We start from the raw sequence: 22,268 nt of genomic DNA on the forward strand, positions 1-22,268 counted from the left end.
CCGTCGCGCTGCCGTGCCCGTTACGCGATCGGACCGCGGGGTACCGGGTGACGTACGGCGCGCCGGGTGTCGCCGGCGGGCCCTGGGAGGCCGGCATGGGTGCTTCGATCGACCGGATCGCACGGCCCTGGGGCACCCGTACCCCGTACGGCTGCCACCAGCCGTGGCCCACCCGGGTGGACGTCCACCTGGAGGCGGGCGTCGAGCCGGGCCATGTCCAGCGGTGGGTGCAGGCGGCGTCGATCCTGCATTCCGACGGGGACGCCATGGACATCGCCGTCGTGGACGGGCGCATGGTCGGCGTGCGCGGCCGGGCGGACGACCGCGTCAACCGCGGCCGCCTGGGACCCAAGGACCTCTTCGGCTGGCAGGCCAACGCCTCGGCGGACCGCCTGACGAACCCGCTGGTCCGCGAGAACGGGCGCCTGGTGGCCTGCGACTGGTCCACCGCGATGGAGCGGATCGTCGCCCGTTCGCGGGAGCTGCTGGACGAACGCGGCCCGGGGTCGATCGGCTTCTACACCTCCGGCCAGCTCTACCTGGAGGAGTACTACACGCTCGCGGTGCTGGCGCGGGCCGGCATCGGCACCAACCACCTCGACGGCAACACCCGCCTGTGCACCTCCACCGCCGCCGAGGCGCTGAAGGAGTCCTTCGGCTGCGACGGGCAGCCGGGCTGCTTCGACGACTTCGACCACGCGGACGTGGTCGCGCTGTTCGGGCACAACATCGCCGAGACACAGCCCGTGCAGTGGATGCGTCTGCTCGACCGGCTCGAGGGCGGCGACCCGCCGCGCATCGTGTGCGTCGACCCGCGCCCCACCCCGGTGGCCCGCGAAGCCGCCGTGCACCTCGCCCCGCGGGCCGGCACCAACGTGGCCCTGCTGAACGCGCTCCTGCACGAGATCATCCGCACCGACCGCGTCGACCACGAGTACGTCGACAGGCACACCGTCGGCTTCGAGGAACTGGCGGCCCGGGTGAAGGAGTGCACTCCGCGGTGGGCGGCCGGGATCTGCGACGTGCCGGCCGCGTCGATCGGCGAGGCGGCGGAACTGCTCGGCACCGCCGACCGGCTGCTGTCCACGGTCCTGCAGGGCGTCTACCAGTCCCACCAGGCCACCGCGGCGGCCGTGCAGATCAACAACCTGCACCTGATCCGCGGCATGCTGGGCCGGCCGGGCGCCGGCGTGCTGCAGATGAACGGGCAGCCCACCGCCCAGAACACCCGCGAGTGCGGCGCCGACGGCGACCTGCCCGGATTCCGCAACTGGCAGAACGACCGCCATGTCGCCGACCTGGCCCGGGTGTGGAACGTCGAGCCGGAGACCATCCCGCACTACGCCCCTCCGACCCACGCCCTGCAGATGTTCCGCTACGCAGAGCAGGGCTCGATCCGCATGCTGTGGATCAGCGGCACGAACCCGGCGGTGTCGCTGCCCGAGCTGTCCCGCGTCCGCTCGATCCTGCGGCAGCAGCGTCTCTTCGTCGTCGTGCAGGACCTGTTCCTCACCGAGACCGCCCGACTGGCCGACGTGGTGCTGCCGGCCGCGACATGGGGCGAGAAGACGGGCACCTCGACCAACGCCGAACGCACCGTGCACCTGTCAGAGAGGGCGGTCGAACCGCCCGGCGAGGCGCGAGCCGACCTCGACGTCTTCCTCGACTACGCGGCCCGCATGGACTTCCGCGACAAGGACGGCGGCCCGCTGATCACCTGGCACGACCCCGAGTCCGCCTTCGAGGCGTGGAAACGCTGCAGCGCCGGCCGGCCCTGCGACTACACCGGCATCACCTACGACAAGCTGCGCGGGCGCAGCGGCGTCCAGTGGCCGTGCCACGAACAGGCCCCGGACGGCACGCCACGTCTCCACACCGACGGGATCGGCTGGGCCCACCCCGACGTCTGCGAGAGCTACGGCAAGGACCTGGTGACGGGCGCGCCGGACGACGCCGTCGAGTACCGCTCCCTCAACCCGGACGGCAAGGCGGTGATCCGGGCGGCCGCCTACCTGCCCCCGCACGAGACCCCCGACGCGGAACACCCGTTCCAGCTGACCACCGGCCGCACCCTGTACCACTTCCACACCCGCACCAAGACCGCGCGGGCGCCCCAGCTGAACGCCGCCGCGCCCGACGTGTGGGTGGAGGCGTCGGCCTCCGACGCGGCGGCCCTCGGGCTCGGCGAGGGCGACCTGGTGGAGGTCGGCACGCGCCGCGGCGCCCTGCGCGGCCGGCTGCGGGTCACCGGCATCCGGCCGGGCCTGCTGTTCGTGCCCTTCCATTACGGCTACTGGGACACCGGGGCCGGGTACGGCCCGGAGGGCGACACCCCCGGACGCGCCGCGAACGAGACGACCGTCACCGACTGGGATCCGGTCTCCAAGCAGCCGCTGTTCAAGACGGCCGCGGCCTCGCTGCGCCTGGTGGAACGCGGGGCCGGGCGCGTCTCGCCCGCGCCGACCACCGCGGCGTCGGCCCCCTCCCGCGCCGAGGCCGCTCCGCCCACCGCCGGCGGACCGGACGCCCTCGCCACCGAGACGGCCGGGTCTCCCCGGGACACGCGGGGGAGGGACCCACGGTGAACGGCGTCAACCTCACCCTGCGCGCCCTGCACCACGGCGAGAAGCACCTCGCCAGGCACCTCACGGCGGTGGCCGAACGCCATCGCTGCGAGCACGAGGTCCACCACGTCGCCACCGACCTCTCCGCATGGTCGCGCGATCACGTCGTCCGCCTCGCCGAGACCGCCCGCGCCCGCGGCGTCCGCCTCGGCGACCCCGCCGGGGCCCCCGCGCCCGGCGTCCTGTCGGCCCTGCGGGAGAGAGCCGCCGAGGCGGTGGCCCATCGCCCCGAACCCGGGCTGCTCCTCCTGCGGGACCTGCGGGAGCTGCACCTGAGCGCGGCGGAGAACTCCCTGCACTGGGAGATGCTCGCGCAGGCCGCGCAGGCCGCCGGGGACGTGGAACTGCTCGCCGTGGTCTCGCGATGCCACCCCGAGACGCTGCGGCAGATGCGCTGGACCAACGCCATGATCAAGACCCTCGCCCCCCAGATCCTGACGAGTTCGTGAGGGCAGCCGTGCCGCGCCCCGATGCCCCCGGAGGCGTCGCCGCGCCGGTGAGCCCATCCGTGCCGGACCCCTGCGGCGAGGAGGCCGCCACACCGCGCGCCGGTGGTGATCCTGTCCCGGGCGGGACGTGAGGGCATGTGGGGGACGTGTGTGGATCACCGGTGGCTGGGCACCCAGGGGGCGGAACGCCGCGCCCCCGTCGTGGAGCGCCTTGCGGAACGGAGAATGCGATGACGGCGGATGCATGGGCGCTCGAATCAGGGGCTCCGGCCCTCACCCCACCGGGCGTGTACGCCCCTCAGTGGGACACCAGGCTGCTGACGCGCGCCCTGGTCCGTGAGGACATCGGCGCGGCCACGGAGGTGCTGGACCTGGGAACGGGCTCCGGTGCGCTCGCCGTGCACGCCGCACGGCTGGGCGCCCGGGTGACGGCGGTCGACATCTCCCGGCTCGCCGTGCTGACCGCACGGTTCAACGCGCTGCTGGCCGGCCAGCGGGTCCGCTTCCGCCGCGGCGACCTCACCGCCGCCGTGCCCGGCCGGTCGTACGACCTGGTCATGAGCAACCCGCCCTATGTGCCGTCGCCCGCCGCGGCGCTGCCGCGCCGCGGTATCGCCCGGGCCTGGGACGCGGGCCGCGACGGCCGCGCCTTCATCGACCGGATCTGCGCGGAGGCGCCCTCGGTCCTCAACCCCGGGGGTGTTCTGCTGCTCGTGCACTCGAGTCTGTGCGACCCCCGGGCCACCCTGCAGCGCCTGGCGGACGTCGGACTGCGCGCTTCGGTCACCGACCGGGCCACCGTGCCCTACGGCCCGGTGCTGCGTGCCCGGGAGCGCTGGCTCGTCCAGCAGGGCCTGCTGGACGGCGGCGGGAGCCGTGAGGAGCTGGTGGTCGTCCGCGCCGAACGCGCCTGACCCGCTGCGCGACGACACAGGAGCAAGGAGGAATCACCCGTGACCGACGACCCCACCCGCAAGCACCCCCGCCCCGACTTCCCGGACCAGGGCCAGGAACATCCCGGCTGGACCGGCCCCATGGACCCGCCGCCCGACCACGGTGAGGACTCCTACCAAGGCAGCGGGCTCCTGCGCGACCGCAAGACGGTCGTGACCGGCGGCGACTCCGGCATCGGCCGGGCCGTGGCGCTCGCGTTCGCCCGCGAGGGCGCGGACGTGCTGTTCACGCATCTGCCCGAGGAGGAGAAGGACGCGCGCGACACCGCCGCCCTGATCGAGGACGCGGGCCGCACGTCCGTCGCCGTGCCGTGCGACATCCGGGCGGAGGACCAGTGCGGGCGACTGGTGGACAGGGCCGTGGAGGAGTTCGGCCGCATCGACGTCCTCGTCAACAACGCCGCCTACCAGATGTCGCAGCCGGAGGGCATCCAGGCCATCTCCACGGAGCAGTTCGACCGTGTCGTGCGGACCAACCTGTACGGCATGTTCTGGCTCTGCAAGATGGCGCTGCCGCACATCCCGGCCGGCGGTTCGATCATCAACACCACGTCGGTGCAGGCGTACAAGCCCAGTCCCCACCTGCTGGACTACGCGATGACCAAGGGGGCCATCGTGACGTTCACCCAGGGACTCGCGCAGATGGTCGCCGAGCAGGGCATCCGCGTCAACGCCGTGGCCCCCGGCCCGGTCTGGACGCCGCTGATCCCGGCGACCATGCCGGACACCGCCGAGTTCGGCAAGCAGGCCCCTCTGGGGCGTCCCGCCCAGCCGGCCGAGATGGCGCCCGCCTATGTCTTCCTCGCCTCACCCGGGGCGAGTTTCATCACGGCGGAGATCCTCAACGCCACCGGCGGCACCCCGTTGCCGTGACGCGGCACGACACCGGCGCCGCCTTCGCCGTCCGGGGGGCCCGCCCGGGCCGGACGCCCGCACCGGACGGTGTGCCGAGCGCCTCGGACGGGCGTAGCGTCCTCGTAGGGGCGCATCCGGGCGCGTCCGGCCTGCGTCCGCCGCGCCCCCAAGGGAGCGGAGAGCGGATCCGGGCCGTCCGGAGACCCTCCCCTCCCGATGCTGGAGGTGCCTCGTGACCAGCGCGGGCGATCCGGCCGTCGACGACGGCGAGCTGGAGGCCGAGTTCGCGGAGACCGTGCGCCGCACCGGCGCGTCCATCGGCGCCCTCTACCTCCTCGGACCGGACGAGCAACTGTTGCGTCTGGACCTGCTGTGCGGAGCCCCCGCCGAGTTCGCCGCACCCTGGACGCGCGTCCCGATGGCCGCTCCGGCGCCGGTGGCCGAGGCCGTCCGCGAGGACCGGATGGTGTGGGTGGGCAGCCAGGAGCAGATGGCCCGCTCCTACCCGCGCACCGCGATGGTGCTTCCCTTCCCGCTGGCGCTGGTCGCCGCGCCCGTCACCGGCGCCCGTCGGTGGGGTTCGCTGCTGCTGATATGGCCGGCCACCCGGCCGCCGTACATGACCGGACGGGAGAGGGGACACATCGCGTCCAGCTGCCGGCGGCTGGCGAGAGTGCTGGAGGACGCCGCCGAGCACGGACGGGCCCCGGCCCACGGCGACGGACCCCGCGTCGTCCCCGCCGCCACCGGCCGCCGGTCCCGCAGTCCGCAGACGGCCGCCGCCGACTTCGTGGAGCGGCTGCCCGGCGGCAGCTGCGCCCTGGACCTGGAAGGTCACTTCACCTACGTCAGCTCCGGCGCCTGCGAACTGCTGGGCTGTGAGGCCGGGCTGCTGCTGGGCACCCTGCCGTGGCAGTCCCTGCGCTGGCTCGACGACCCCACCTACGAGGACCGCTACCGGGCCGCGGTGCTCAGCCGGGAGCCCGTGACGTTCACCGCGTGCCGCCCGCCGGGCCACTGGCTCGACTTCCATCTCTACCCCGACGCCAGCGGCATCAGCGTCCGTATCGTGCCCAGCGGTGCGCCGCTCCCCCTCTCGGCGGAAGCCGCACGCACCACGCGCGAGGTGACGCCGGCCCCCGTCGGCCGGCTCTACCAGCTCACCCACCTGGCCGCCGCGCTGACCGAGGTCGTCGGCGTCCAGGACGTCATCGACCTGGTCGCCGACCAGATCATGCCCGCGTTCGGCGCCCAGGGGCTGGTGCTGTCCACCGCCGACGCCGGCCGGCTGCGGATCACCGGCCACCGCGGTTACGCCTCCCAGACCATCGAGCGTCTCGACGGGCTGCCGCTCGACACCGATTTCACACCGGCCGGGCGCGCCCTGAGCAGCGGCATCCCCGCGTTCTTCGCCGACCCGGGCGAAATGCGGCGCACCTATCCGGAGGCGTCGCTGGTCAGCGGCAAGCAGGCGTGGGCCTTCCTGCCGCTGATCATCTCCGGCCGGCCGGTGGGCTGCTGCGTCCTGTCCTACGACGAGCCCCACACGTTCCCGGCCGAGGAGCGCGCCGTGCTGACCTCGCTCGCCGGGCTCGTCGCCCAGGCCCTGGACCGCGCCAGCCTGTACGACACCAAGCACGATCTGGCCCACGGCCTCCAGCAGGCGCTGCTCCCGCGCACCCTGCCCCGGATCACCGGGCTGCGGGTCGCCGCCCGCTATGTGCCCGCGACCCGGGGCATGGACATCGGCGGAGACTTCTACGACCTGATCCGGCTCGGCGACTCGGACGTCGCCGCCGTCATCGGCGACGTCCAGGGGCACAACGTCGCCGCCGCCGCCCTGATGGGCCAGGTCCGCACCGGCGTCTACGCCCACGCCACCCTCGGCGCGTCCCCCGACCAGGTGCTCGCCAGGACGAACCGGCTCCTCGCCGACCTCGCGCCCGATCTGTTCACCAGCTGCCTCTACGCCCACCTCGACCTCGCCCGGCGACGGATGACCCTGGCCGACGCCGGTCATCCGCCGCCCCTCCTCCGCCTCCCCGACGGCGGCGCCCGGCCGGTCGACCTCTCGCCCGGACCGCTGCTGGGCATCGACCCCGACGCCGAATTCCCCCTCACCGAGCTCCCGTTCACCCCGGGCATGATGCTCGCCCTCTACACCGACGGTCTGGTCGAGACGCCGGGCATCGACCTCGACGACTCCATCGCCGGCCTCGCACACCATCTCGCCGAGGCCGACGACCGGGATCTGGAGCTGCTGATCGACGACCTGCTGACGAAGGGACGCGCCATGGGACAGCGCACGGACGACATCGCGCTCCTGCTGTTGCACGACGTGTCGGACCGCCCGGACCTGCAGGACCGACCGGGCCTGACGGACCTGACGGACCTGACGGGCCTGACGGATCGGCCCGGTGCCGGTGCGCCGGGCCGCTGACGGCGGCGTCGACCCGGCGTCGGGCAGCGGCCCCGGAGCGGCCCGGGCGACGGGCAGGGCCCGCGCGTGCACCGGCGGGTGCTGTATTCAGCGTTCCCGCGCTCGTCTGAGAGGCGTCCGCGCCAGAAGAGCAGGCTGTGGTTATGAGGCGGTATGTGGGGAACTCGGCTCCCGCAATCAGCCGGTGACCGCCCAGTACGGGTCCGACCGCCGAACGGGCGTCCGGGCATATCCCGAGGAGCGAACGTGAGCATGCGTATCGGTGTGGAGGAAGAGTTCCACGTCCTGGAGGTGGAGAGCGGGCTGCTGGTGCCTCGCGCCGACGATGTACTGCGACGGCTTCCCAAACGGACCTTCACCACCGAACTGCACCAGTCGATCGTGGAGTCGAACAGCGGCGTGCACACGTCACTGGACGACCTCCACGCCGACCTCACCGAGACGAGACGCCGGCTCGACAAGGAGGCCGCCTCGTCGGGGCTGGCCGTGATGGCCGCGGGCACCGCCCCGCTGGCGCCGGCCGCCTCGGCGCAACCCACCGCCGACGCGCGCTACCTCCACATGAGCGAGGAATACCGCAAGGTCGCCGACGAGCAGCTCATCTGCGGCGCCCAGGTGCACGTGGACGTGCCCGACCGCGACACGGCCGTCCGCGCGATGTGCACGGTGGCGCCCTGGCTGCCCGTGCTGCTGGCGCTCTCCGCCAGTTCCCCCTTCTGGCAGGGGGCCGACACCGGGTACGCGAGCTGGCGCACCATGGTCTGGCAGCGCTGGCCCACCGCGGGCCCGCCCGGCTGCTTCCCCAGCGCGGCCGAGTACGACGCCGCCGTGCAGGACTTCGTGCAGACCGGAGTGATCAGCGACCCGGGAATGATCTACTACGACGTCCGTCCCTCCGCCCACCTGCGCACACTCGAACTGCGCATCTGCGACGCCTGCCCGCGCGCGGAGACCGTCGTGCTGATCGCCGCCCTGTTCCGCGCCCTGGTGACCGAGGCCCGCGAGCGGCTGCGCGCCCGGGGCGGACCGGTCTGCCCGGGCCGCCACGAATGGCTGCGCGGCGCCTCCTGGCGCGCCGCCCGGTCCGGTCTCGAAGGCGCGCTCGTGGACCCCGAGACCCACCGTGAGGCGCCCGCCCCGCAGGTCCTGCGCAAGCTGCTCGTCCGGCTGCGTCCCGCACTGGAGGCCCACGGGGACTGGCAGACCGTCCGGACGCTGGCGCGGCAGGCGCTCGCCGACGGAAGCGCCGCGCACCGCATCCGCCGCACGGCGCGCGACGAGGATCTGCTGGCCTGCGTCGACATGCTCGTCGCCGAGACGCGCGGCGAACGCGGACAGCGCACGGCACCCCGGTCCGTCACCGCGGGCGGACCGCGCTCCGGCGCCGGCCGCCGGGCGCTGCCGGAGGCCGTCATCCGCTGACGGCCGCCTCCACCGGCGCATGTCTCTCACCTAACCGCTCAGAAGGGGTTTTTCATGTCCAGCAGCACGGCTCAGGCCTATGCCGGTAAGGAGAAGGGAGGCGACACGCCATGTGCGGTTTGAGCGGAGAGATCCGCTTCGACGGCAGGCGCCCTGATCCGGCGGCCGTCGGACGCATGAGCGAACGTCTCGCCGCTCGTGGGCCCGACGGCCAGGGAGTCTGGACGCGCGGCGCGGTGGCGCTGGGGCACCGACGGCTGAAGATCATCGACCTGTCGGACCTCGGGGCCCAGCCCATGACGGACGCCGCGGGCGAGGTCACGGGAGTCTTCAACGGCTGCGTGTACAACTACCGGGAACTGCGCGAGGAGCTGCGGGGCCTCGGGCACCGCTTCGAGTCGACCTCCGACACGGAGGTCGTGCTCAAGGCCTACCGCCAGTGGGGAACCGCCTGCGTCGAGCACTTCTACGGCATGTTCGCCTTCGCCCTCGTCGAGCACCGGACCGGCCGCGTGGTGCTGGCCCGCGACCGTCTGGGCATCAAGCCCCTCTACCTGTCCCGGACACCCGGCCGGCTGCGGTTCGCCTCGTCGTTGCCCGCCCTCCTCGCCGCCGGAGACGTGGACACCTCGCTCGATCCGACGGCGCTGCACCAGTACCTCAGCTGGCACGCCACGGTCCCGGCGCCGCGCACCCTCCTCAACGGCGTGCGCAAACTGCCCCCGGCCACCGTCCGCGTCGTCGAGCCGGACGGCGCCGAGCGCGACCACCGCTACTGGCAGCCGTCCTACACGCGCCGGGCCGAGCACGCGGGCATGGGCGCGAACGAGTGGCGCGACGCGGTGCTGGAGGCGCTGCGCACGGCCGTGCGGCGCCGGATGGTCTCCGACGTCCAGGTCGGCGTCCTGCTCTCCGGCGGCCTCGACTCCAGCCTCATCGTCGCCCTGCTGGCCGACGAGGGGCAGCGTGACCTGATGACGTTCAGCGTCGGCTTCGAGTCGGAGGGCGGCGAGGAGGGCGACGAGTTCCGGTACTCGGATCTCGTGGCCCGGGAGTTCGCCACCGACCACCGCCGCCTGATGGTGCCGTCCGACCGGGTGTCGACGGCCCTGGACGGCGCGATCGCCGCCATGAGCGAGCCGATGACCAGCCACGACGTCGTCGCCTTCTACCTGCTGTCCGAGCAGGTGTCGAAGGAGGTCAAGGTCGTGCAGAGCGGGCAGGGCGCCGACGAGGTGTTCGCCGGCTACCACTGGTATCCGGAGCTGGCCGCGGTCGACCGGGAGGACGAGCCCGAGCAGTACGCCGCGACGTACTTCGACCGGCCGCACGCCGACCTCGCCCGCATCCTCCAGCCGCACATGCTGGCGCGCGAGGACGTCTCGGACCGCTTCGTCCGCGAGCACATGGCGACGCCGGGGGCACAGACCGCGCTGGATGCGGCTCTCCGGCTGGACACGCACGTCATGCTCGTCGACGACCCGGTCAAGCGGGTCGACAACATGACCATGGCCTGGGGCCTGGAGGCCCGCGTGCCGTTCCTCGACCACGAACTCGTGGAGCTGGCCGCGGCCTGCCCGCCGGAACTCAAACTCGCCGACGGCGGCAAGGGCGTCCTCAAGGAGGCGGGCCGCAAGCTCCTGCCGCGCGAGGTCGTCGACCGCCCCAAGGGCTACTTCCCCGTCCCGGCGATCCGTCATATGGCCGGTCCAGTACTGCAGCGCGTGCGGGAGGCGCTGCAGTCCCCCGAGGCCACGCGGCGCGGCCTGTTCCAGGAGGCGTACGTGGCCGAGCTCCTCGCCGCCCCCGACGCCTGCCGGACCAGGCGCGGAGCGAACGCCCTGTGGCAGGTAGCTTTGCTGGAGATATGGCTGCAGACGCACGGAATCAGGTGACCTACGATCGGGGCAGCCGGACCGCGCACGGTACGGCGTCCGCCCAGGCGCCCCTCGACGCCCGGACGGTGACGTTGGGGGCGACCCGCACGCCCCCCGCGGACGTCTCCTCCGCGGACGCCGACCCGCGCGCCGCCGCGTACGCCGCAGCCCCGGTACCGGTGCCGCTGCCCGACGCGGCCGGCCCACGGGACGCCGTGAGCCGACTGCGCGCCCACGGCTGCTGGTACCCCTCCGCGGACGCCGACGGCGCCGAGACCGCCTTCATCTGCGACCGGGGAGGCGTCCCCCAGCTCTGGGCCGGGCCGGTCGACGGCGGCGACGTAAGGCTGCTCGACTCGTCGCCCGACCCCGTCACGGAGGTGGCCTGGTCGCCGGACGGCCGCTGGATCGCGTACACCACCGCGCCGGGCGGCGGCGAGCACTCTCGGGTGCTGTGCGTGCGTCCCGACGGCACCGGCCGGCGCGTCCTGGCCGGGGCCGACCCGGACAGCACCGCCTACCTGGGCTGCTGGGCGCACGACGGCTCGGCCCTCGCCGTCACGGTCGCCGCGCCGGCCGTCCGCCCCCGCGGCGACGGCCCCGGGCGGCAGCCGGCCGACGGCCCGGGCGACAGCCCGCCCGAAAGCGCCCTTCCGCCCGCCGGCTGGGCGGACCGGGGCGGGTCCGCGACGCTCCTCGGCCAGGTGGCGTACGACGCCGCGACGGGAGCGGGACCGGAGCCGGGCGCCGCGTGGCCCGGCGCGACGGCCGCGGCGGGAGCCGTGCGCCCCGACGGCGGACTGTCGGTCTACCTGATCGATCCCGACGGTCACGACTCGCCCGCGCTGCTCACCACCGAAACGCACGCGGCCACCCTGCGGGCCTGCGACCTCAGCCGCGACGGCGCGCTGGTGCTGCTGCGCCGGGGGCCGCGCGGCCGGCGCGAGGCCGTCGTCAGGCGCACGGACGACGCGGCGACGACCTTCGCCCTGCCGGTCGCCGACGGCGACCCGTGGATCGGCAGGTTCTCTCCCGACGGGCGGACGCTGTGGCTGCGCAGCAACGTCGACCGGGAGTACGCGGCGCTCCTCGCGGTGGCTCTCGACGCCGACGGCGCGCCCTGCGGCACGTCCGTCGTCGCGGAGCGGCCGGACAACGACCTGGAGCTTCTGACCCTGGCCCACGACGGCCGCACCGCGGCCCTGGCCTGGAACGTCCAGGGCGCGAGCGAGCTGGAACTCGTCGAGACCACCCCGGCGCCGCGGCTCAGCGGGCGACCCGCGCCCGACGGCGCGGGCCCGGCACGGCCCGTCCCCCTGCCCCACGAGGTCGTCACCCGCGTCACCGCGGCCGGCGCCGGGCGTCTGCTGCTCGCGGTGTCGGGGTCGCAACGCCGGCCCGGCGTGTGGTGGGCCCACGAAGGCGTGTCCCTGCTGCGCACCCCCTGGTCCTCGCTGGACGAGGACGCCGTCCCGCCGGGCCGTCCGCCGGTGCGCCCCGTCCCCGTGCGTCTGACGGCGCGGGACGGGCTGCCGCTGAGCGGCTGGTACTACAGGGCGCCCGGACGTCCCCCGGGCGAGCCGGCGCCCTGCGTCATCCACCTGCACGGCGGCCCCGAGGAGCAGGAACGCCCGGTCTTCCATCCGCTCTACCACGAGCTCACCGGGCGCGGCCTGGACGTGTTCGCCCCCGACGTCCGCGGCTCCTCCGGCCACGGCCGCTCGTTCGTCGACGCCGACCTGGGGGCCGGCCGCTTCGCCGCGCTGGACGACGTCGCCGACTGCGCGGCCCACGCGGTCACCGCGGGCCCCGCCGACCCGACGAGGCTGGCCGTCATGGGGCGCTCCTACGGCGGCTATCTGACCTTCGCCTCACTCGTCTGGCACCCCGAACTGTTCCGCACCGGGGTCGCCGTCTGCGGCATGTCGGACCTGCTGACCTTCTTCTCCGGCACCGAGCCCTGGCTCGCGGAGTCGGCGGCGCACAAGTACGGCCACCCCGAACACGACCGCGAGCTGCTGCGCGCCCTGTCGCCGATGAACCGCGTCGACGCGCTGCGGGTCCCGCTGCTGGCCGTCCACGGCGAACACGACACCAACGTGCCGCCGCAGGAGTCCCACCAGTTCGTACGGGCGGCACGCGAACGGGGTGTCCCCGCCGAACTGCTCACCCTGCGCGACGAGGGCCACGACTTCCTGCGCGCGGACAACCGGCGGCTGTTCCGCCGCAGCGCCGCGGACTGGCTGGAACGCCACCTGCGCCCATGACCCACGCATCCGAAAAAAGGCACGCGTAGAGCGCGGACCTCGGGGTAATCGGAGCGAGTCGGCAGGAGACGGCGCCATGCCTGGGGAGGTCGGGCGCCGCCTCCTGCCCCTGCGTCCGCCCCCACGCCCCGGCGGAGTGGCGCGGCCACCGGGGGCCGAAAGCGGGCCCGGCCCGGCCCGGCAGGACGGCGTACGGGAGCGGGGAACGGTGATGGCAGGATGACGCGCATGGATATCCGCCGCAGGAACAACGTCCGGATCACCGGCCGCCCGGACGGACCGGTGGTCGTGCTGGCCCACGGGTTCGGCTGCGACCAGAACATGTGGCGGCTGACGGTGCCCGCGCTGGCGGAGCACCACCGGGTCGTGCTGTTCGACTACGTCGGTTCGGGCAGATCGGACCTGACCGCGTGGGACGAGAAGCGGTACTCGGCCCTCGAGGGCTACGCACAGGACGTCGTGGACGTCTGCGAGGAGCTCGACCTGCGCCGGGCGGCCTTCGTGGGGCACTCGGTGAGCGCCATGGTCGGCGTGCTGGCCGCGCGGGCGGCGCCGGAGCGGATCGGATCGTTGCTGATGGTGGCCCCGTCCCCGTGCTACGTCGACTCCGACGGCTACCGCGGCGGCTTCAGTGCCGAGGACATCGACGAGCTGCTGGCGTCCCTCGAGTCGAACTACCTGGGCTGGTCGACCACGATGGCCCCGGTGATCATGGGCAACCCCGAGCGGCCGGAGCTGGGCGAGGAGCTGACGAACAGCTTCTGCGCCACCGACCCGGACATCGCCAGGGTCTTCGCCAGGACCACGTTCCTGACCGACTCCCGGGACGACCTCAAGGGCGTCACGGTGCCGACCCTGGTGCTGGAATGCGCCCAGGACGTCATCGCCCCCCGGGAGGTCGGCGCGTACGTGCACGCCCAGATCCCCGGTTCCACCCTGGTGACGCTGCCCGCCACCGGGCACTGCCCGCAGCTGTCGGCGCCCGAGGCCACCAACGCGGCGGTCCTGGACTTCCTGCGCGGCCTGCGGTGATGTGCCCCATGGGAGACAACGCCGAGTCCTACGGCGCGGAGGACGCCACGTCGACCGATGCGGCGTTCACCGCCCTGTTGGAGGACAGTGTCGAGGACCTGTACGAGTCGGCGCCCTGCGGGTATCTGTCCACGCTGATGGACGGCACCATCGCCAAGATCAACGCCACGCTGCTGGGCTGGCTGGGCCTGGAGCGCTCGGCCGTGGTGGGCCGCATGCGGTTCAGCGAGCTGCTCACCGTGGGCGGCAGGCTGTACCACGAGACGCACTTCGCGCCGCTGCTGCAGATGAAGGGCGAGATCAGCGGCATCGCGCTGGAGATGAAGAAGGCCGGCGGCGGCCGCCTGCCGGTCCTGGTCTCCTCCGCCGTCAAGCACGGCAGCGAGGGCGAGCCGCTGCTGATCCGCACGACCGTCTTCGACGCCTCCGACCGCCGTGCCTACGAAGAGGAACTGCTGCGCCGCAAGCAGGAAGCGGTGCGGGCGCACCAGCAGGCGGAAGCCGACCGGGCCCGTCTGAAAGAGGCCCTCGCCGTACTGCAGCAGTCGCTCCTGCCGGCCACCCTGCCGGCGGTGCCGGGCGTGGAGACGGCCACGTACTACCACACCGCCGCCCCGGACCGGCTCGGCGGCGACTTCTACGACCTCTTCGCCGCGGACGGCGCCCGCTGGGCGTTCTTCCTCGGCGACGTCTGCGGCAAAGGGCCCAAGGCCGCGGCGGTCACCTCCCTGACCCGGTACACCCTGCGGGCCGCGGCGCTGCACGACCCCGACCCGGTCACCGCGCTCACCACCCTGAACACGGTGCTGCACGAGCGCTACACCGGCGGGGACCCCCGCTACTGCACCGCGATCTTCGGGATCCTCACCCCCGACCCGGACACCGGGCGCGTCGCCGTCCGTCTGGCCTCCGGCGGCCATCCGCCCGCCCTCGTCATCCGCGGCGACGGTGAGACGGACTTCCTTCCCACACCCGGAGGGCTCCTCGTCGGCGCACTGCCCGAGGCATCCTTCACCCCCGCCACCACCACGCTCGGCCCCGGTGACACGCTCCTGCTGTACACCGACGGCCTGACCGAGGCGCGCACCGGACCCGACCGCGCCGCCCTGTACGGCGACGGAGCCCTGCGCGACTTCGTCGAAGGCCACGCCGGCGCCTCACCCGATGAGATGGTCCAGGCGCTGAGCGGCCTGCTGGAGGGCCTCGGCGACGGAGTCGACGACGACACCGCGCTGCTCGCCATAGGGGTCCCCGGCACCCGTCCGCCATCCCGTCCCGCAACCGATCACCCGAGATGAGTACTGTGAAGATCGCCGCCCGCGACGCGGAAACCGGCCCCGTGCTGGAGATCGTCGGTGACCTCGACTACGCCACCGCCCACACGCTGAGCGACCGCGTCGCCCGGACAGCCCTGCGTCCCGGCCAGCGCCTGGTCCTGGACCTGTCACGGCTGGAGTTCTGCGACTCCAGCGGCATCACCGCCCTGATCGCGGCGCGCAATCACGCGGCGGCCGCCCGGGCCGACATCGCTCTGGCCGCGGTCCCGGACAACACCCTGCGCATTCTGCGCATCGTCGGGCTCGACCAGGTCTTCACCCTCCATCCCGACGCGCAGTCCGCCACCGACGCCCGGTCCAGCTCGACGCCGCCCGGATGACACCCCCCGGGCGTGGCCCGGAAACGAAGCCTGACCAGGAATCGGGTGTGAGGGAGCTGGGACAGGGGACTTGGTGAGCATGCTGGGTTCAGCGGCATACCCATGGGGCTGACCCGGTCCAGGCTTCTCTGGTTCAGACAGCGTGCCGGGGGAGCCGCCCCTCCGGCGTCACGAGAGACGGCCCCGTTCGCAGATCAGGCGGGCGACTTCGCGGAGCTTGACGTTGTTCTCCTGCGAGTAGCGCCGCAGCACGTCGAAGGCCTGCTCCTCGGAGAGGTGCATGCTGCCCCTGAGGATCCCCATGGCCTCGCCGATGACGTGGCGGGTGGCGACGGCCTGTTCCATCTGGGCATGGGTGCGGGCGCTCGAGAAGGCGACCGCGGCGTGCGAGGCGAGCAGCCAGCCGGCCAGCTCACTGACCTCGGTGAACGCGCCGGGTTTGCGTGAGTAGAGGTTCAGCGCGCCGAGGTCCTCGTCGTCGGTGAACAGCAGGAAACCCATCATGCTGCCCACGCCGAGCGCATGGGCCAGCGGAGCGTACGCGGGCCAGCGCTGCTGCTCGGCCGTGAGGTCGGCGATGCGGAAGACGCGCTCCCCCTGCGTATGGCGGGCGACGTCGAAGCAGGGCCCTTCGCCCAGCCGCTCCTGCAGCCGGTCGCTTTCGACGACCAGCTGGTCGGTGGGCGCGAGGGTCTCCGCCTTCGTGGCGTGCAGTACGAGAATGCCGGCCTCGTCGCAGCCCTCCACCAGCTCGGTGGCCGATGCGGTGATCCGCTCCAGCGTGGCGCCGACCGACTCCTGCGCCGAGAGGTCCCTCGCCATCGACGCCATCTGCTGGGCGAACAGGCCCCAGTCCACACCGTCCTCCACCATTCGACCTCCTTGAAGAACACCTCGTACCCAGCTTGGCACGTGGTCTCACCGCGGTGCCGATGACGGGTGCAGACGAGGAGAACGGGGGACGACGGGAATAAGCCGGGCACAGTCCGCCCCGGCGCCCCTCGGCGCGGCAGCGGGGCCGGGCGGTGCTCGGGACCGACGTCAGCGCACGACGTCGAACACGTTCTTCTGCAGACCGTTGGCGTAGGCCTGGTGCTCGACGAGCTTCAGCTTCTGCGCGTCCTTGTCCGTGGCGCTGAACAGCCGCTTGCCCGCCCCGAGCAGAAGGGGGAAGACGAGCAGGTGGTAACGGTCGATCAGGCCGGCGTCCGAGAGGGACTGGTTCAGGGAGGCGCTGCCGTGGACGATGATCGGGCCGCCCTCGCCCTCCTTCAGCGCGGCGACGTCGTCGAGAGAGCGCAGGATCGTCGTCTCGCCCCAGTTCGACACCAGGTCGTCCTCGCCGAGGGTGGTGGAGACGACGTACTTCGGCATAGCCCTGTAACCGGCGAAGTCCTCCATGTCGGGCCACACGGGGCTGAACGCCTCGTAGCTGACCCGGCCCAGCAGCATCGCGGTGGCCTCCTGCTGTTCCCGGCCCTTGATCTCGAACGCCTCGGGCAGGAACTCGACGTCCTTGAAGGTCCAGCCGGCGTTGCGGTAGCCGGGCTCACCGCCCGGGGCCTCCACGACGCCGTCGAGCGAGATGAAGGCGGTGCTGATCAAGGTACGCATCGTGGGTTCCTCGGTGTCTCGTGTCGGTTCTCAGCGGATTCGGTCGGTGCACGCTCGGCCCGTGTCCGCGGGCTGCGGCGCACCAAGCATGATCTCTGACCACCGGTCACGGCGAAACTCATCGGCCGCCACGCGGTGAACCGGCGACACTCGTCGCTTCAGCCCCGCGGAGGCGCTCGCATGCGGCGGCGGTCCAGGGGACGGCGGCGCATCCAGATCCTCGGATTCGACGGGATACCGCTGCCGAATCCGCAATGCCCCGCTCCGACGGGCCCATGGGGCGCCCCCTCGTAGTCCCGGCCGGAGGCCCGCGCTCCTTGACGCAGTGTCAGGCGGGCGTCGAAAATCCGAGGCCGACGGGTCCCGGTCCCGGGCAGGATGCCCTGTGTGAACCATCTCCTGTGCGGGCTCGCCGCCAACCCCGCCCTGTCGTCCGAGCTGGTGGGCCGGCTGATCGCGGTCGCGGACGACGACATCGCCTTCCACCTATCCGGGCGGGCGGACCTCAGCCGCGCCCAGGCGGTCGCGCTGGCCTCGCGCGTCGAGGACAGCGGTGTGCGGCTCGCGTACGAGGGCCTGCTGACCGCCGCCGACGTCGATCCCGCCGCACAGCCCGGCACCGCCCTCGCCCTGCTCGACGAGCGCGCCGGCGACCCGGAGTGGGCGCCTCTCCTCGCGGCGGATCCGAGCCCGGAGCGCCGGGAGAAGCTGGCCGCCTGCCCGGGTCTGCCGGCCGACGTGGTGGAGGTGCTCGCCGCGGACCAGGACGTACGCGTCGTCGCGGAGCTCGCGTTGTGGACCGCACCGGACATGGCCGCCAGGCTGGCGAGCCATCCGCACACCGACGTCCGCCGGTCGGTGGCCGCCAACGAGGCGACGCCGCCGGACGTGCTCGCCGCGCTCCTCACCGGCGAGGGACTGCCTCCGGCGCGGCGCTGCCTGGTCTGCGACGTGGAGGCGACGCCGTTCGTGCACGCGTCGTCGTGCCCCCGGCCCGACTGTGAGCTGCCTCCGGGCGCCTCCTGCGACGGGTCCCACGAATTCGCCGTACACGGCATACGGCATGCGGCGCTACAGAACCCGGCCACACCCGCCGAAGCCGTCGTGGGCTTCGCGGACCACCCGTCGACGTACCTGCGCTGGGCGCTCGCCGGCCGCCCGGAACTGCCCCCCGCGGTGTACCGGCGGCTGGCCGTGGACGAGGTTCCCGGGATCCGGGCCGACCTCGCCGAGAACCCGGCGATCGACGCCGACCTGATCCGCACACTGGCCGACGACCTCACCCACGACGTGCGGCGCAGGCTCGCCCACAATCCACGCGTTCCGCTCGACGTGCTCACCCGGCTGGCGGGCTCCGCCCGGATCGGCGCCACCCTCCTGCCGCGGATCGCGGCGGCGTCCCCCGCCGAGGTGCACGACCTGCTCCGGTCCCCGAACCCGGCCGCGCGCATGCTCCTGGCCCAACGACGCGATCTGCCGCCGCACATCCGCGACGTGCTGGCCGACGACCCCGACGCCAAAGTCGTCAAGTCCATCGCGCCGCACCCGGGTCTCACGGAAGCACGCCTGCGCGCCATGGTCGACCGGCTCGGGGTCCAGGTCCTCGCCAGGGTGGCGGCCAACCCCGACGCGAGCGCGGTGCTGCTGGAGAGCCTGACCCGGCACGACCCGCCGGTGCCGAAGGCCCTGCGCGAGGTCGCCCGGCACCGGAACGCGACGGCGCCGGCCCTGCTCGTCTGCTTGGCGGACAGCCACGCCCGGCCCCTCGCGGCCGGCCATCCCGCCCTCCCGCCGCCGGTCATCGTGGACCTGCTCACGGACGACGACCCGCGGGTGGCGGAGGCGGCGGTCGCCAACCCGTCGCTTCCCCCGGCCGTGATGGCGGATCTCGTCCCGCGGCCGTGACCGACGAGGGGGCCGGCCGGCCGTCACCGTGAACGGTTTTGCGGCCACGTCCGCAGAGCAAGATCAGGAGGATGTGTTCGGCTCGAACGAGGAAGCGAAGAAGGGGGAGGCGTGTCGTTCCCGGCCACGAAAAGGAGCGCGCCGGTTCCCTCGGCGACGCTCAAGGAGGAACCCGTGGCCGTCATACCCACGACAGAGATCGACATGTTCGCGACCTCGGACCGGCCCACTCGCTACGAGCAGTACCGGCGCCTGCGGGAGCTGGGCGGCGTCGTCCGGCTGCGCGAACCGGACGTGTACGCGATCACACGGTACGACGAGGTGAAGGCCGTGCTCGCCGACCACGACGCCTTCCTCTCGGGCGAGGGCGTGGGATTCAATCCCGATGTCAACCGGATCATGCGGGGCGTCACCCTCGTCAGCGACCCCCCGGAGCACGACGTGCTGCGCTCCGTCGTCGGGGCGGGGCTACGGCCCGGACCCCTGCGGGCGCGCAGTGAGGAGATCGCCGGCAAGGCGCGCGACCTCGTCGCCGAAGTCGTCGCCCGGGGCGAGATCGACGGCGTGACCGAGCTGGCCCAGGCGATGCCGATGCTGGTCATCCCCGACTACCTCGGACTGCCCGAACGCAATCGCGAACACCTCTACGCGTGGGGACAGGTGGGCAACGACCTGCTGGGTCCGGTCACGGAACGCACCCCGCACAACATGGAGATGACACAGCGTCTGTTCGCCTTCGCCCACGAGCTCGCGGCGAACAGGGAACTCGCGCCCCACAGCCCCGGAGCCGCCATGCTCGATGCGGCCGATCAGGGCGTCATCGCCAAGGAGAAGTGCCCGCTCCTCCTCGTCGACTTCATCGGGCCGTCGCTGGAGACCACGGCCGCGGCCATCGGCCATCTGCTCGTCCTGTTCGCCGAGCGCCCGGACCACTGGGCCGCGCTGCGCGCCGAGCCCGCTCTGGTGGCCTCGACGATCAACGAACTGCTCCGGCTCGAGACTCCCGTGCGGGGCCTCACCCGCGTCGCGGCGCGCGACACGGAGCTGGGCGGGGTGACGATCCCGCAGGGCGCCCGGGTGTGGGCGCTGTTCGCCTCCGCGAACCGTGACGAGCGGAAGTGGGAACGCGCGGACGAGTTCGACCTCCGCCGCAATCCGCTCGACCATCTCGGGTTCGGGCACGGCGCGCACAACTGCGTCGGCCAGGGCGTCGCCCGCATGGAGCTGCACGCCCTGATCCACGCGCTGCTCGAGTCCGTGGAGCGTTTCGAGTTCACCGGCGACCCGGTGATCGCGCAGAACACGATCCTTAACACGTACGCAAAGGTCCCCGTCCGGCTCGTCGCGAGCAGGGCGACGTGACGGGCGGCCGCGCCGCGGTGGGCGGGGCGAGCCCGGGGGAGGGGTCTGTCCGAGGGCCCTCCGCCGGGAGACGGGGCCGGCGCGTGGGCCGGTTCGGCGGATGTGGCGCGGGCGAGCCGGCTCAGCGGACGTAGGCGTCGCACAGGCCTCGCACGGCGGGCGGCACGGGCGACTGGTGGGACCATCCGCACACGGTGCCCAGGTCGTACGTGGGCCGCGGCCGCGGCCGGGGCTCGACGGCGTGCGGCGTGCCGGCGCGGTGGCGGGGCGGCGCCGCAACCGTGGACGGCTGCCGGGAACGCGGGGCCGCGGCGGGCCGGTGCGGCGCGGGACGTGCCTGCGTGCCGGTGCGCGGTCGAGCCGGAGCCTGGGGGCGCGGGGGCCGGAGCCCGGCGGCGCCGGTGGAGCGCCGCTGCGCGCCGTGCCGGTGCCGGGCGTGCCGCTGCGGCGTCCCGGTGGGGGACGTGGCGACGAGGGCAGTGAGGGCGGAGGCCTGGCCGGGGGCCGGCAGGAGGGAGGGCGTGCGGGCGGCGGCCGGGGCCGGACGCGGCGGGGCGGCGGAGGGGACGGCCACACAGCCTCCGGCGAGGACGACGGCGGCCAGGGCGGCGGCGAGGACGAGGGGACGGCGCATGCCCCCAGGGTGACGCCCGAGCGCGGGCCCGGCGGTGCGTCCCCGCGGGCGATCACCGGCACGGGTGACATCCCGGGCGGACTTCGTGACCGGCCGGGATCGCCGAGGCGCCCGCGCGCCGCGCGCACGACGGTCACGCGATCGGTCGACGCGGTCGGCTCAGGCCCGTCCGGGCGGGTTTGGCGGACGCCGGGACCAGGAATCGCTACAACACCGGCAGTCGCGCCGCACTCCTTCTCCTGATCAGCCGTAACGTTCCTGCCGGTGTCCCACCACCGCGCCCTCGGGCCTACCTTCGGGAGAGCAGTTGTGGTCGATCTCGGCTTCGTGGGCCCCAGCCGGCCCGCCAACGACTACCGGTTCCTGAAAGTCACCGACGGAGACACCCCCAACATCGCCATGGCGGTCCGCATGGTCTCCATCGACACCCCCGAAACCCACTACGGCGGCGCCCCGGACACTGCCCAGGCCACCCTGGAGCGCACCAGGACGCGCCTGCTGGACGGCACCTACGACGCGCTGCCGCAGGACCTGCGCGACCACCTCGTCTCGCGGATCACGCCCGACGCGGCCGAGCGCCATCAGGCGGCCGGCCAGGCGGCGGCCGAGGCCCACACGGCCATGGTGGACGCCCGTCTGGGCCGCCCGGACGGCTCGCAGCGCAAGATGGCGGTGATCGCCACCGGCGAGCTCGTCGAGGCGAAAGGCCGCCTCCTGGCCTACACCGCGCCCTGGTTCACCGGCAGCGCCTCCGATCCGCTGCCGCCGCGCGACGACCCCCGGCGACGCACGTTCAACCTGGACATGGTGGCGCTCGGGTGGGCGGCGACCTTCCTCATCTACCCCTCGATTCCGCCGGCGAAGGACATGAACCTGCTGCTGGACGAGGCGGACGCGGCCTGGACACAGCAGCTCGGCGCCTGGGAGCGGTTCGGGCGGGACCTGCTGCTGGGATACGAGTACCGGGCCTGCATCAAACTCGGGGCCGGGCAACTGACGGATCCGGCCGACGCGATCGGCCAGGCCTATCAGCGGGTGTGCGTGGACCTGCGCACGCTGACCGAGGTCGGCCTGTACGGCTACCACCAGGTACCGCCCCCGCACCGGCTGTGGATCTGGGCGACCGACCTGGAGCGGGCGCGGGAGGACCTCCCGATCACTGCCTGAAGCGGCCGAG

General features: G+C 73.4%; 17 protein-coding genes. 14 read left to right on the forward strand and 3 right to left on the reverse strand.

Annotated features, from left to right (window positions below; translation table 11 throughout):
* Window positions 1–95: 95 nt before the first annotated feature.
* From ACZ7DE_RS11035 to ACZ7DE_RS11085, 11 genes are all read left to right on the forward strand, one after another.
* On the forward strand, window positions 96–2,585 hold the full coding sequence (locus tag ACZ7DE_RS11035) for a molybdopterin oxidoreductase family protein (RefSeq protein ID WP_470759631.1): 2,490 nt from the start codon (window positions 96–98) through the stop codon (window positions 2,583–2,585).
* The gene (locus ACZ7DE_RS11040) at window positions 2,582–3,073 is read left to right on the forward strand and encodes a hypothetical protein (protein ID WP_470759633.1); all 492 of its coding nucleotides are present in this window, start codon (window positions 2,582–2,584) and stop codon (window positions 3,071–3,073) included. The genes ACZ7DE_RS11035 and ACZ7DE_RS11040 overlap by 4 nt, the downstream gene beginning before the upstream one ends.
* 230 nt (window positions 3,074–3,303) lie before the next feature.
* The gene (locus ACZ7DE_RS11045; RefSeq protein WP_470759635.1) at window positions 3,304–3,987 is read left to right on the forward strand and encodes a HemK2/MTQ2 family protein methyltransferase; all 684 of its coding nucleotides are present in this window, start codon (window positions 3,304–3,306) and stop codon (window positions 3,985–3,987) included.
* A 39-nt stretch (window positions 3,988–4,026) separates the two neighbouring features.
* Complete coding sequence (locus ACZ7DE_RS11050) at window positions 4,027–4,899, forward strand: SDR family oxidoreductase (protein ID WP_470759637.1); 873 nt, start codon at window positions 4,027–4,029, stop codon at window positions 4,897–4,899.
* 214 nt (window positions 4,900–5,113) lie between these two features.
* Window positions 5,114–7,321 (forward strand): SpoIIE family protein phosphatase, encoded by a 2,208-nt coding sequence (locus tag ACZ7DE_RS11055; RefSeq protein WP_470759639.1) that lies wholly within the window; start codon window positions 5,114–5,116, stop codon window positions 7,319–7,321.
* A gap of 252 nt (window positions 7,322–7,573) precedes the next feature.
* Window positions 7,574–8,743, forward strand: a complete 1,170-nt coding sequence (locus ACZ7DE_RS11060; RefSeq protein WP_470760096.1) for a carboxylate-amine ligase — start codon at window positions 7,574–7,576, stop codon at window positions 8,741–8,743.
* A gap of 110 nt (window positions 8,744–8,853) precedes the next feature.
* A complete protein-coding gene (locus tag ACZ7DE_RS11065) occupies window positions 8,854–10,638 on the forward strand; it encodes an N-acetylglutaminylglutamine amidotransferase (protein WP_470759641.1) in 1,785 nt (594 codons plus the stop codon).
* Complete coding sequence (locus ACZ7DE_RS11070) at window positions 10,611–12,887, forward strand: S9 family peptidase (protein ID WP_470759643.1); 2,277 nt, start codon at window positions 10,611–10,613, stop codon at window positions 12,885–12,887. Before ACZ7DE_RS11065 ends, ACZ7DE_RS11070 begins: the two co-directional genes overlap by 28 nt.
* Window positions 12,888–13,115: 228 nt before the next feature.
* Window positions 13,116–13,919, forward strand: coding sequence for an alpha/beta fold hydrolase (locus ACZ7DE_RS11075; RefSeq protein ID WP_470760098.1), 804 nt, complete (start codon window positions 13,116–13,118; stop codon window positions 13,917–13,919).
* A gap of 8 nt (window positions 13,920–13,927) precedes the next feature.
* Complete coding sequence (locus ACZ7DE_RS11080; RefSeq protein ID WP_470759645.1) at window positions 13,928–15,217, forward strand: PP2C family protein-serine/threonine phosphatase; 1,290 nt, start codon at window positions 13,928–13,930, stop codon at window positions 15,215–15,217.
* Window positions 15,214–15,576 carry an STAS domain-containing protein gene (locus ACZ7DE_RS11085; protein ID WP_470759648.1) on the forward strand — a complete coding sequence of 121 codons (363 nt, stop codon included), beginning with the start codon at window positions 15,214–15,216 and terminating at the stop codon, window positions 15,574–15,576. The genes ACZ7DE_RS11080 and ACZ7DE_RS11085 overlap by 4 nt, the downstream gene beginning before the upstream one ends.
* A 168-nt stretch (window positions 15,577–15,744) precedes the next feature.
* Here ACZ7DE_RS11085 and ACZ7DE_RS11090 read toward each other — a convergent pair whose 3' ends face one another.
* Complete coding sequence (locus ACZ7DE_RS11090) at window positions 15,745–16,449, reverse strand: GAF and ANTAR domain-containing protein (protein ID WP_470759650.1); 705 nt, start codon at window positions 16,447–16,449, stop codon at window positions 15,745–15,747.
* Between the two features lie 168 nt (window positions 16,450–16,617).
* Entirely contained in the window at window positions 16,618–17,190 is a 573-nt protein-coding gene (locus ACZ7DE_RS11095) for a dihydrofolate reductase family protein (protein WP_470759652.1), read from the reverse strand.
* 387 nt (window positions 17,191–17,577) lie between these two features.
* Between ACZ7DE_RS11095 and ACZ7DE_RS11100 the strand changes: the two genes are divergently transcribed.
* Window positions 17,578–19,095 (forward strand): hypothetical protein, encoded by a 1,518-nt coding sequence (locus tag ACZ7DE_RS11100; protein WP_470759654.1) that lies wholly within the window; start codon window positions 17,578–17,580, stop codon window positions 19,093–19,095.
* A 174-nt stretch (window positions 19,096–19,269) separates the two neighbouring features.
* The gene (locus tag ACZ7DE_RS11105) at window positions 19,270–20,457 is read left to right on the forward strand and encodes a cytochrome P450 (RefSeq protein WP_470759656.1); all 1,188 of its coding nucleotides are present in this window, start codon (window positions 19,270–19,272) and stop codon (window positions 20,455–20,457) included.
* Window positions 20,458–20,578: 121 nt separating this feature from the next.
* Here the strand turns inward: ACZ7DE_RS11105 and ACZ7DE_RS11110 are convergent, their stop codons facing one another.
* Window positions 20,579–21,091: a hypothetical protein gene (locus tag ACZ7DE_RS11110; RefSeq protein ID WP_470759658.1), complete on the reverse strand. Its 513-nt coding sequence runs from the start codon at window positions 21,089–21,091 to the stop codon at window positions 20,579–20,581.
* 309 nt (window positions 21,092–21,400) lie between these two features.
* Between ACZ7DE_RS11110 and ACZ7DE_RS11115 the strand changes: the two genes are divergently transcribed.
* Complete coding sequence (locus ACZ7DE_RS11115; protein WP_470759660.1) at window positions 21,401–22,258, forward strand: hypothetical protein; 858 nt, start codon at window positions 21,401–21,403, stop codon at window positions 22,256–22,258.
* The last annotated feature ends 10 nt before the right edge of the window (window positions 22,259–22,268 follow it).

The sequence above is a fragment of the Streptomyces sp. NPDC037083 genome, from assembly GCF_055606485.1.